This window comes from Leadbetterella sp. DM7, assembly GCF_040829825.2.
Classification (GTDB): domain Bacteria; phylum Bacteroidota; class Bacteroidia; order Cytophagales; family Spirosomataceae; genus Leadbetterella.
Map to the genome: position 1 here is coordinate 21,325 of NZ_JBFOLH020000018.1, position 11,589 is coordinate 32,913.

11 protein-coding genes are annotated in these 11,589 nt (G+C 51.5%); all 11 read left to right on the forward strand.

The genetic code is table 11. The features are described from left to right. Positions 1-27: 27 nt before the first annotated feature. The gene (locus tag AB2U10_RS16665) at positions 28-1,305 is read left to right on the forward strand and encodes a Glu/Leu/Phe/Val family dehydrogenase (protein ID WP_367915981.1); all 1,278 of its coding nucleotides are present in this window, start codon (positions 28-30) and stop codon (positions 1,303-1,305) included. A gap of 150 nt (positions 1,306-1,455) precedes the next feature. Further along, a complete protein-coding gene (locus AB2U10_RS16670) occupies positions 1,456-2,253 on the forward strand; it encodes an SDR family oxidoreductase (RefSeq protein ID WP_367915982.1) in 798 nt (265 codons plus the stop codon). 40 nt (positions 2,254-2,293) lie between these two features. Continuing rightward, positions 2,294-2,800 (forward strand): SixA phosphatase family protein, encoded by a 507-nt coding sequence (locus AB2U10_RS16675; protein ID WP_367915983.1) that lies wholly within the window; start codon positions 2,294-2,296, stop codon positions 2,798-2,800. Further along, complete coding sequence (locus AB2U10_RS16680) at positions 2,797-2,931, forward strand: hypothetical protein (protein WP_493820718.1); 135 nt, start codon at positions 2,797-2,799, stop codon at positions 2,929-2,931. The genes AB2U10_RS16675 and AB2U10_RS16680 overlap by 4 nt, the downstream gene beginning before the upstream one ends. A 1-nt stretch (position 2,932) precedes the next feature. Continuing rightward, positions 2,933-4,366 carry a trehalase family glycosidase gene (locus tag AB2U10_RS16685; RefSeq protein ID WP_367915984.1) on the forward strand — a complete coding sequence of 478 codons (1,434 nt, stop codon included), beginning with the start codon at positions 2,933-2,935 and terminating at the stop codon, positions 4,364-4,366. 78 nt (positions 4,367-4,444) lie between these two features. Beyond that, complete coding sequence (locus AB2U10_RS16690) at positions 4,445-5,509, forward strand: 3-oxoacyl-ACP synthase III family protein (protein ID WP_367915985.1); 1,065 nt, start codon at positions 4,445-4,447, stop codon at positions 5,507-5,509. Between the two features lie 100 nt (positions 5,510-5,609). Continuing rightward, positions 5,610-6,800 carry an ATP-binding protein gene (locus tag AB2U10_RS16695; RefSeq protein WP_367915986.1) on the forward strand — a complete coding sequence of 397 codons (1,191 nt, stop codon included), beginning with the start codon at positions 5,610-5,612 and terminating at the stop codon, positions 6,798-6,800. Between the two features lie 181 nt (positions 6,801-6,981). Further along, entirely contained in the window at positions 6,982-7,794 is an 813-nt protein-coding gene (locus AB2U10_RS16700; RefSeq protein ID WP_367915987.1) for an exonuclease domain-containing protein, read from the forward strand. Positions 7,795-7,844: 50 nt separating this feature from the next. Next, the gene (gene nuoK / locus AB2U10_RS16705) at positions 7,845-8,189 is read left to right on the forward strand and encodes an NADH-quinone oxidoreductase subunit NuoK (protein ID WP_367915988.1); all 345 of its coding nucleotides are present in this window, start codon (positions 7,845-7,847) and stop codon (positions 8,187-8,189) included. Between the two features lie 12 nt (positions 8,190-8,201). Then, complete coding sequence (gene nuoL / locus AB2U10_RS16710) at positions 8,202-10,142, forward strand: NADH-quinone oxidoreductase subunit L (RefSeq protein ID WP_367915989.1); 1,941 nt, start codon at positions 8,202-8,204, stop codon at positions 10,140-10,142. 3 nt (positions 10,143-10,145) lie between these two features. Then, positions 10,146-11,585, forward strand: a complete 1,440-nt coding sequence (locus tag AB2U10_RS16715) for a complex I subunit 4 family protein (RefSeq protein WP_367915990.1) — start codon at positions 10,146-10,148, stop codon at positions 11,583-11,585. Positions 11,586-11,589: the final 4 nt, after the last annotated feature.

Here is an 11,589-nt window from a genome sequence, read left to right on the forward strand (position 1 = left end):
TGTTTGCAGGAAAAAATATAGTCTTCAATGAGTTATACAGAACCGGCTCCTGTCCCGGCTGCAGAGAATCCGCTGGATTCTATGATGTCAAGGTTTAATGCCGCTATCCGCATTCTTGGCCTGCCTGATGAAATGTATGATATTCTGAAGGTTCCGGCCCGTCAGGTAATTGTGGGTCTGCCCGTGACCATGGACAACGGGAAAATAAAAGTTTTTGAAGGGTATCGCGTCATTCACTCTACCATTCTCGGTCCCGGGAAAGGCGGGGTACGGCTGGATCCGGGCGTGACCCTTGACGAGGTAAGGGCCCTGGCTGCCTGGATGACCTGGAAGTGTGCCGTGGTGGATATTCCTTACGGCGGGGCCAAGGGCGGTATTGCCTGTAACCCCCGTGAGATGTCGGCCGGGGAAATAGAGCGCCTGATACGGGCATATACCCTGGGGATGATGGATATTTTTGGTCCGGACAAAGACATTCCGGCACCCGATATGGGCACAGGCCCGAGAGAGATGGCCTGGCTGATGGACGAATACTCGAAAGCCAAAGGAATGACCACCCAGGCCGTAGTGACCGGCAAGCCATTGGTGCTGGGCGGGTCCCTTGGCCGCACGGAAGCCACGGGAAGAGGCGTGACCGTATCGGCCATTTCAGCTATGGAAAAGCTGAAGCTTAACCCCTACCGGGCTACTGCCGCCGTGCAGGGCTTTGGTAATGTAGGGTCTAACGCTGCGCTTTTACTCAAAGAAAGAGGCGTGACCGTAACCGGTATCAGTGACGTTTCAGGCGCTTACTATAACGATAAGGGCATTGACCTGGAAAAGGCCATTGAATACCGGAACAACAACAAAGGTATACTGGAAGGCTTTACGGGTGCCGAAAAGATAGAAGCGGAAGAGCTGCTCTTCTTACCGGTAGACCTGCTGGTGCCTGCCGCCAAAGAAGATGTGATCACCAAGCACAATGCGGGCCGTATCCAGGCCAAGCTGATCGTGGAAGGGGCCAACGGGCCTACATCTGCCACCGCTGACGACATTATCAACGACAAAGGCATTATGGTAGTGCCCGATATCCTGGCCAACGCCGGCGGGGTGACCGTATCGTATTTTGAATGGGTACAAAACCGTATGGGGTACAAATGGCCGCTTGACCGGATCAACCGGCGGAGCGACAGGGTCATGAAAGATGCCTTCAACAACGTATATGAAACTTCAGAGAAATACAAGGTTTCATTGCGCCTGGCCGCGTATATCCTGGCTATTGACAAAGTTTCGAGCTCGTATAAATTCAGGGGCGGCTACGGTTGAGACAGCTCAACCGGTAAATTCCGGTTCCCGACTTCGCTCAAACTGACAAGTGGCAACCGCATCTGTCAGTTTGAGCGAAGTCGGGAACCGTATTCTTTTCAGATACACACTTTTATTCTACCTTTGCATCAAAAGGAGCATATCATACGTATGAGTGAGATAAAGGGAGCCGTTTTCTGGATCACGGGCGCATCTTCGGGTATCGGAGAGGCCACCGCTTTGGCGGCGGCCCGAAAAGGAGCCCGGCTGGTGCTCTCCGCCCGGAGAAAAGAAGAACTGGAACGGGTGAAAAAAGCCACGGGCCTTGCCGATGAGGAGGTGCTTGTGCTGCCGCTCAACATGGAAAATCCTGCGGAGATACAACCGGCGGTAGATGCCGTGCTGCAGAAATTCGGCCGAATCGATATCCTGTTCAATAATGCGGGGGTTTCACAGCGCTCGAGTGTGCTGGACACCCGGTTTGAGGTTTTTGAGCGCCTGATGAACCTGAATTACCTGTCGGTAGTAGCCCTCACTAAGGCTGTACTACCGGTGATGATCAGGCAGAACTCCGGCCACCTGCTGGTGACCAGCAGCATATCGGGCAAGCTGGGCTCTCCCATGCGGGCAGGATACTGCGGCTCCAAGCATGCACTTCACGGCTTCTTTGACGCGCTGCGTTCAGAGGTATTTCATCATAACATACAGGTACTGATTGTATGCCCGGGTTATATCAGGACCGACATCTCCATTAATGCCTTTGCAGCTGACGGCGGCAAGCACGGCAAAATGGACGAGAACCAGAAGGGCGGAGTGGCACCGGAAATATGCGCGGAGCAGATCCTCCGGGGCATCAGCCGGAACCGGAACGAAATCTATATCGGCGGAAAAGAAGTGATGGGCGTATACCTGAAGCGGTTTTTCCCCGGCCTGCTGAACCGTATTGTGCGCAGGCAGGCACCGAAATGAGGCATTTCCGGGAACGGGAATTTATACTTACAGGACAAAAATGAAAAAAGATCTTTTCATCGTACGGCATGCCACGGCAGAAGACATCGGGAACCTCAGGGTAGTACGCGATTTTGACCGGGAACTGATTTCGAAAGGAGTCATGGAAGCCGCCAAAGCAGGCAGGTACCTTTCGGAGTACTTCCCCGGCATAGAGGCCATTTACTCGAGCGGGGCAGCCCGTGCGCTTTCTACGGCTACCTACATGGCAGAGCAGCTCCGGTTCGACACCGAAAAGATCGAAATCTGTGATGCCCTCTACGGCAGCGGCCCGCGCGGGTACCTGGAAGTGCTCAACCGTATCCCGGCGGGAACAAACAGCGCCATGATTGTAGGGCATAACCCTGACGTTACCTATTTTGTGGATTACCTGACCGGCGACGATACCGGCGGCTCCATGAAAAAGGCTACGGTGATTCACCTGCAGTTTGAAGACCTGGAATGGAACGAAATATCGCATAAGCTGGGCCATTTTGTAAAAAGAATTGATAAGCTGGATTTAACTTGAAAAATAACCGGATTTTCAGAATTGTCTTTATTGTTTTTTTACTGATCGTCATCCTTCTCCTGATCGATATGGCCCGGCACACCACGCCCCCCTGGGAAAAGAAAAAATCAGCGATTCAAAAAGACCATTAACATGCATTTTAACCGTTTTCTTGCGGGAATTATCGTATGGATAGCCTTTTCCTGCAGCCCTGTTACCACCAAAGAATACCGTGACCCGGAAATGCTCTGGGGAGAATTGTACCACGATGTGACTGCAGCCGGCCTTTTCGCCAACCCGAAAGAATTCTGGGATGCCGCCCCCGCAGGCAAAGCCGAAAAGCTGCTGCAGTTTTACCGGGAAGCCCGGAAAGAGCCGGGATTTGACCTGCAGAAATTTATAGCAGAATACTTTACCGTTCCGGATTATTCGGTCGCCTACCCGGTTTCTGATGACCCGTTCGAGGTCTATGTAGCCCAAACCTTCCGCAGCCTGCTTACCCGGCCCAAAGACGACGGCGGCTCGCTGATCCCTACCCGTATGCGGTACCTCTCGGGCGGCGGGATGTTCCCGGAATACAACTATTACCGGAGCTTCTTTGCCGTAAAAGCCTTTCAGAGCCTGAAAGAAGACTCCCTGGCCACCGGTATAGCCACCAATGCCTTCCAGTTTATCCAGGACTACGGGTATGTACCGTACGGAAACCGCTCGTATTACCTGGGCTTCTCGGGCTTTCCCCTGCTTTCACTGACGGCCGAAGCCGCAGCAGAAAACCAGCCGGGCCTGTTGCCCTGGTACGGTAACCTGATGACCCGTGACTACCAGGCCTACATGGCCGCAGATCATAAGGAAATGCCCGAAACCGGCGCTTATAAATCAGTAGTGGTGCTGAAAGGGGGCAAAACCCTCAACCGGTTTTACGCTGAAGGAAAACCGAACCGGTATATCTCCCTCCTGAAGAGTACCGAATGGGAAGGCTCTTCGCGGTTCAGAGCCGGCGATAAGCAGGATCCCACCCGGTTTATACCGGTTGACCTCAATGCCGCCTTATACCACTTTGAGCAGATGCTGTCAGCATCTTTCACCGCCAAAAAACGGCCGGAATACGCTGCCAGCTTTAAAACACTGGGCGAGATCAGGAAAGACCAGTACGACCGGTACCTGTACAGCCCAGAAAAAGGGTATTATTACGATTACGATTTTGTTGCCGGCAAGCCCTCTGAAGCAGAAACACTGGCGGCGGTTTTCCCTTTGCTGACGGGGCTGAGCAGCCCGGAGCAGGCAACGGCGGTGGTCCGGAAGATAGAACGGGATTTCCTGACAGGAAACGGGGTGAAAGACGATCTGGCCGGAGATTATGGTTCGGCAGAAATGAATTACCTGACCATCCTGGCGCTCCGTAAAGCCGGAAGAATTGATCTGGCCGATACGCTGAAGCAGCGCTGGCTGCAGCTAAACCGGCAATATTTTGCTGCCCACCGGCATATTTTGCCGGCATATAACCTCAAAGATCCGGGTAGCAGCCTGAAAACTCCGGCCCGGATAGACGGCGCTCTTTCGGTGCTGACCGCCCTGCTGAATGAGTAAGGCAACCGCCTCTTCTGCTTATTTATTTTACAGTCAGCAAAATATATTTATTTTTGCCTACCAATTACTTCAAAGAATTTGAAAACGTCTATTGTGGCCACAGGCTCCGCAATGCCTGAAAGAAGAATACCGAACAGTTATTTTCTTAACCGTACCTTTCTGAACGAAGACGGCTCACCCATGACCAAGCCGGTAGAGGAGATCGTAGCAAAGCTGGAGCAGATCACCGGGATCCGGGAAAGAGGATATATCCCGGATGAGGGTGACTCCGTTCCGCTTATGGCCGAAGCCTGTGAAAACACGATCGCCTCGTGGGGGCAGGACCGCAACCAGATAGACGGTATCATTGTAGCGCATAATGCCGGCAATATGCTGGAGGGCAGGCAGGGTTTTCATACCGTGCCCAATATGGCCGCCCTGCTGAAACACCGCCTCGGCATTACCAACCACGCGTGTTTTGCCTATGATATACTTTTCGGGTGCCCCGGCTGGATACAGGGGATCATCCAGGCGCACCAGGCCCTGCAGACCGGTGATGCCACGAATGTGCTGGTGGTAGGCATAGAGGTAGCCTCGCGGCTGCTGGACCCGTTTGACCTCGACTCCATGATCCTGGCCGACGGTTGCGGCGCCGCTATGGTGAGCACCACTGACCGGGAAGAAGAAGGGGTGATTTCCTATGCCACCTTTTCGCATGCCCTTGACGATATTTCCTGCATTTACCTGGACCGTTCGTACAACAGGGAGTGGACCGACCCTACCCTGTTTAAAATGAATGGCAAAGACGTTTATAAATACGCTACCGTATGGGTACCGCAGGTGATTAAAAAAGCCCTTGACAAAGCCGGCCTTGATGCCTCGGATGTAGACCTGTTCCTTTTCCACCAGGCGAATGCCAAAATGCTGCATGCTTTTGCCAATAATCTGGCCCAGATGTATCAGCTCGAAGGGCTTTCGTTTGACGGGAAGATACCGGTGACCATTCAGTTTACCGGCAACACCTCGGTAGCCACCGTACCTACCATGCTTGACCTCATTCTGAAAGAAAAGCTGGAAGGGTACCGTATAACCCCGGGCATGACGGTAGTTTTTGCCTCGGTGGGGGCCGGCATGCACTGCAATGCGCTGGTATACCGGTTTTAAGACCGTTTATCTTTAGTGACCGGACACTGAAACGGGCGGCTTTGTATAAGAAGCGGTCTGCTGTGCGTTTAATAAATAACCCGGTTAACCTTCTTTCCGAATGAAGCAGAAACAGATATTCTTTGATGTATACAAAAACCTGTCTACCCGCAGGTTAATTGTCCTGTCGGTGCTCCTCTTGTTTGTGATGGGAGTGCTGTTCTATTTTAACCAGATCAGTAAAGCACTGGAAGAACGGGAGAAATCGTACGTAGACCTGTATGCCAAAGCCATGGCGTTCCTGATCGAGCAAAGCGGCGAAGACTGCGATTACACCTTTATTGCCGAGGTGATCCAGGCCAATACTACTGTACCGGTTATTTTATCCATGGGCGGAATTCCGAACCGGTATGTGAACATTCCCGAGCTGGAAGATCCCCACAGGTCGTGGACGGACGAAGAGAAGGTCAGGTTCCTGGAAGAAAAAATTGTGGAAATGAAGGCTCAGAATGAGCCTATCCCGTATCATGTGGGCGGAGAACAGGACTTTGTGTATTATGCCAACTCGTCTACGCTCAAAACCCTGCGGTTCTTTCCGTATATCATCCTGAGTACCCTGTTTATTTTCGGCGGACTGGCCTATATCTCCTACTCTTCCTCGCGAAGGGCCGAGCAGAACCGGGTATGGGTGGGCCTTGCCAAAGAAACGGCCCACCAGCTGGGTACTCCCATCTCCGGCCTCATGGGCTGGATCGAAGTGCTGAAAACCTACCCGGATTTTGATCATAACATCGGCGACGAGATGATGAAAGACGTACACCGCCTTGAAACCATCACCGCCCGGTTCTCCAACATCGGTTCAGTGCCGACCAAGCGCTCGGAAAATATAGGTGACCTGATAGAGACCACGGCAGAGTATCTTAAAAAAAGGATATCCACGAAGATCCAGTGGACGGTCACCAACAACCTTACCGAACCTTATTACCGGGATGTGAACCGGAACCTCATTGAATGGGTGGTGGAAAACATCTGTAAAAACGCGGTAGATGCCATGGCCGGGGTAGGTGAGCTGCGCATAATCCTGAACAGGCTGCCCAATAAAAAAATCTGTATCGATATCAGCGATACCGGGAAAGGAATGAGCCTGACCGTACAACGGAACATATTCAATGCAGGTTACTCCACCAAAAAACGGGGCTGGGGGCTGGGCCTTACGCTGGCCCGGCGCATCATAGAAACCTACCACGACGGCAAACTCTACGTTTACCATTCAGAACCCGGCAAAGGGTCAACGTTCCGGATCATTATATGAGCCGGGGAGCGGCTTCGGGCCGCAGGGCTTATTCGTAATAAATAAAAATAAGCCTTATAGTACTCATATTTAGACCCTTAAAAAGAAATTATGCAAATCTCTATGGCTAATATCTCGTATAAATGGGCTATAAACGAAATGATTCTGTATTTTTGTTTCTGCTTAAGAACTATTATTTTTAATGACGCATCATACCCTGAAACTAAAGAAACCTCTGGCTTTTATTGACCTGGAAACCACCGGTATCAATATCACCCGTGACAGGATCGTGGAGATTTCCATTGCCAAAGCGAACCTGGACGGAACCGTGGAAACCCGGACCAAGAAAGTAAATCCCACCATTCCCATACCTTTGGAATCCAGCCTTATTCACGGGATTTATGATGAGGATGTGGCCAATGAGCCCACCTTCAGGCAGCTGGCCCGTTCGCTGGCCCAGTTCCTGGAAGGCTGTGACCTGGCCGGGTTTAACAGCAACCGTTTCGACATACCGATGCTGGTAGAAGAGTTCCTGAGAATTGATGCGTCGCTGTTTGATATTAAAAACCGGAAGCTGATTGATGTGCAACGGGTTTTTCACCTCATGGAGCCCCGCACCCTTTCTGCCGCCTACAAATTTTACTGCAACAAAACCCTGGAAAATGCGCACAGCGCCGAGGCCGATACCCTGGCCACGATGGAAGTGCTCTGCGCCCAGGTAGAAAGATACGAAGGGGTTACCATTAAAGATGATGCAGGCAATGAATACGAGCCGGTCAAAAATGACATGGATGAGCTGCATAAGCTGACCTCTAACACCCTGGTTGACTTTGCGCAGCGCATGACCCTGAACAAAAACGGCGAAGTGGTCTTCAATTTCGGAAAAAACTCAGGCCGAAAAGTAGAAGACGTATTGCAGCGTGAACCCCAGTATTACGACTGGATGATGAACTCTGAATTTCCGCTGGATACCAAGCGAAAGCTGACGGAAATTAAGTTGAAAATGAAAAAGTAAAATACTATTTTTGCAAGCTGATTTGTAAGCTAATCTTTACAAAATACACTATGTTCGAAGGCAGTTTTCAAAACATTCCGGAGATCTTCCGGCAAATTCCGCTCATCAATATTGTGCAGTTGGCCACTATTCTTTTTACCATTGGTGTGGTAGGGGTGCTGGTTCGCAGAAACGCCATTATTATCCTGATGTCAGTGGAGCTCATGCTTAACGCCGTAAACCTTCTTCTTATCGGGTTTTCAGCGTATATGTCCGACTCTCACGGCCAGATATTCGTTTTTTTCATCATGGCGGTAGCGGCTGCCGAAGTGGCTGTAGGCCTGGCCATTATTGTGATGATTTACCGGAATATCCGTACCATAGACATCGGCTTGTTCAATAAATTAAGAGGCTAACGCATTTGTATTATGACCTTATCATTACTGATTACGCTAATCCCGCTGATCCCTTTTGCAGGGTTCCTGATCAACGGCCTGGGCTTCCGGAATATTCCGAAAGGGCTGGTACCGGTTATCGGCACCGGGGCTTCGTTCCTATCCTTTCTTTGTGTTCTTTTCACCTACCTGCAGTTTAACGGCGACCCGGTCATTGTGAAGCTGTTCGACTGGATCACCGTAGGCAGCCTGAACATTGGCTTTACGTTTCAGATTGATCAGCTTTCGCTGATTATGCTGTTTGTGATCACCGGGGTGGGTACGCTCATTCACGGTTATTCTGCCGGTTACATGAGTCATGATCCGGGTTTCGGGAAGTTCTTTGCTTACCTGAACCTGTTTCTCTTTTCCATGATCATCCTGGTGCTGGGAGGCAATTACCTCATGATGTTCATTGGCTGGGAAGGCGTGGGCTTGTGTTCCTACCTGCTGATCGGCTTCTGGTACAAAAATACCGGCTATGCTGACGCCGCCCGCAAGGCATTTATTATGAACCGGGTGGGAGACATGGGCTTCCTGATCGGCATATTCCTGATCATCAGCACATTTGGTACGGTAGAATACGGCGAGGTTTTCAGCAGGGCCCAGTCGTTTACCGTGGGAGATACGCTGATCACCGCCATTACCCTGGCCCTCTTTGTGGGAGCTATGGGAAAATCGGCTCAGATTCCGCTGTTTACCTGGCTGCCCGACGCCATGGCGGGTCCGACCCCCGTTTCGGCGCTGATTCACGCGGCCACGATGGTGACTTCGGGAATTTACATGATTGTACGGTCGAATGTACTTTATACGCTTTCTCCGTTTACCCTTGAAGTGGTGGCATGGATAGGGCTGGCTACGGCCCTACTGGGTGCCGTGATCGGCCTCTTCCAGAACGACATCAAGAAAGTGCTGGCCTACTCTACCGTCAGCCAGCTTGGTTATATGTTTATTGGCCTGGGGGTTATGGCTTACAGCTCGGGCCTGTTTCATGTGATCACCCATGCCTTTTTTAAGGCCCTGCTCTTCCTGGGCGCGGGTAGCGTGATCCATGCCATGAGTAACGACCAGGACATCCGGAATATGGGAGGCCTCTGGGGTAAAATCAAAGTTACCGCTGTTACCTTCCTGATCGGTACCATCGCCATCAGCGGTATACCGCCTTTTGCCGGTTTCTTTTCCAAAGATGAGATTCTGGCCCATACGTTTGAGCACAATAAGCTGATGTGGGTACTGGCCGTGGCCGGTTCCTTCCTGACGGCTTTCTATATGTTCCGGTTGTTTTTTGTCACCTTTACAGGCAAATTCAGAGGTACGCAGGAACAGGAGCATCACCTGCATGAGTCGCCTTCCAGCATGACCATCCCGCTTATGGTTCTGGCGGGCTTATCGGTGCTGGGCGGGTTTATCGGCATGCCGGCTGTTTTTCATGCCCCGCATTATCTTGACGAGTTTCTCAGTCCCCTGTACGAAGGCTCCCGGGCGGTGAACCAGGCCTTCGGTCACGTGCACCTGAGCCACAGCACCGAATGGATGCTGATGGGGATTTCTGTGGCGGTGGCAGCCGTTGCCATCTTCTTTTCCTACACGGTATACGGTAAAGGAGCTCACGTTCCGGAAGCCGATGAGAAGGTTACGGGCATCCGGAAGCTCATCTATAACAAATTCTATATTGATGAGCTGTACAATACCCTCTTTGTTCGCCCAATGATGCGCGTTTCTTCCTGGCTGTACGGTGCTTTGGATAACCGGGTGATCGGCGGACTGATCAGGGGAGTCAGTGACGGTGTGACCGGAACCGGCGGCATATTGAGAAAATTACAAACCGGGCATATCGGAACCTACATCTGGTTCATTACTCTTGGTGTGATCCTGTTTCTTGGATTTAGTGTTGGTACGGAAGTCTGGACTTCTCTAAAATCTATCAGTAAATAACCCATGTTAACATTTATACTATTCTTACTGCCTTTAATCTCCGGCGTATTCCTTCTCTGGAATAAAAGTACCGGCCTGGCCAAAACGGTGACTGTCCTGGTAAGCCTGGTACAACTGGCACTCTTTATCTATATGGTGTCGGTTTTCCGTCAGGATGCCGCAGCCCTGGATTATTCCTGGAACTGGATAAGTGATTTCCGGGTGGGTTTTCACCTGGGTGTTGACGGGCTCTCCCTCCTGATGACCGGCCTGGCCGTGGTGATATCCGGACTCATCCTGCTGGCCACCAAAGACCTCAATTACGACAATATTTCGCGTTTTCTGGGCCTGATCCTGGTTACAGAAGCCGCCCTCATAGGGGTATTTACTGCCAAAGATGCGTTTCTTTTCTACTTCTTCTTTGAAATGGCCCTGGTGCCGGTTTACCTGATGGCCAATCTCTGGGGCGGAAGAGGAATCAGTCGCATCACGCTCAAAATGTTTATCTATACGGTACTGGGCAGCTTGCTCATGCTGGTAGCTTTTGTGGTACTGTACCTGTTTGCCCAGACTTCAGATCTTGCCGAGCTGGCCAAAGTACCGGCCGGTTTGAGACCGGGTCTGAATCACCTGCTTTTCTGGGGCCTGCTAATCGCATTTGCCATTAAATCGCCCCTGTTCCCGTTTCACGGCTGGTTACCTGACGCCTACAGCAAATCGCCTACTCCGGCTACTATGCTGCTGTCGGGCCTGCTGTCAAAAATGGGGATATACGGAATTCTCCGGATACTGGTGCCGCTGAGCCCGGCAGGCATCACCGACTTTTCCGGGCTGGTGATCTATTTTGCCGTTGTGGGGCTTATTTACGGATCGGTAATTGCCATTCAGCAGTTTCATATCAAACGCCTGATCGCTTATTCTTCGTTTGCGCATATCGGTTTAATGGCAGCGGCGGCGCTTACCCTGTCGCCATCCGGCATACAGGGGTCTGTTTTCCAGATGGTAGCCCACGGCTTCAGTGCGGTAGGCCTGTTTTATGTGGCCAAGATCATCCACGACAAAACCGGAAGCCGCTCACTGGTTGACCTGGGCGGTATGGCGCTCCGGGCTCCCCGGCTGGCCGTACTTTTCCTGATCGTACTGCTGGGCAGCGTAGGCTTGCCCCTTACCAACGGTTTTGTGGGGGAATTCCTGATGCTCCGGGCGGTTTTTGATTATCAGCATATCCTGGGAATAATTGCCATCAGCAGCATTATCCTGGCAGCCGTATATTTACTGAGACTGTATCAGAAAACCATGTTTGGTCCTGCTACCCCGTTTACGGAGAATATCCGGGATATCGGCCTGAATGAGCTTGTTGTCCTGGTTCCCATTGCTATAGTTATCATCATCACCGGAGTGTTCCCCAACTGCCTGCTTGACCTGAGCAGCTACCTGGCCGATACACTTCCACTGATCAAATAAGTCA